This window comes from Paraburkholderia sp. Cy-641 (genome assembly GCF_011752945.1).
Classification (GTDB): Bacteria; Pseudomonadota; Gammaproteobacteria; order Burkholderiales; family Burkholderiaceae; genus Paraburkholderia.
In genome coordinates, this window is record NZ_VWWM01000155.1 from 1 (window position 1) to 246 (window position 246).

Consider the following 246-nt stretch of genomic DNA (forward strand, 5'->3'; position numbering starts at 1 on the left):
GAAGACGCCGAATAGATTTGAGCAAGCCCGAAACATCGTTGAACCCAGCATTGCAAAAATGGGGGCGACCATAGATTCTGACTAACAACAAACAGGAAGTGATGGAAGTGTTGACGGGGCCGGAGCGTCGGCGGCGCTGGACGGCGGAGCAGAAGTTGGCGATGGTGCGGGAGAGCCTTGAGCCGGGGAAGTCGGTTTCGATGGTCGCGCGCCAGCACGGCGTGAACCCGAACCAGTTGTTCCACT

1 protein-coding gene is annotated in these 246 nt (G+C 58.1%); it reads left to right on the plus strand.

What is annotated here, in order from left to right; translation table 11 throughout:
• Positions 1 to 101 precede the first annotated feature (101 nt).
• Positions 102 to 246 (plus strand): transposase (locus F3J20_RS31775; RefSeq protein WP_167285847.1); only part of this gene is annotated, 145 nt, incomplete at its 3' end.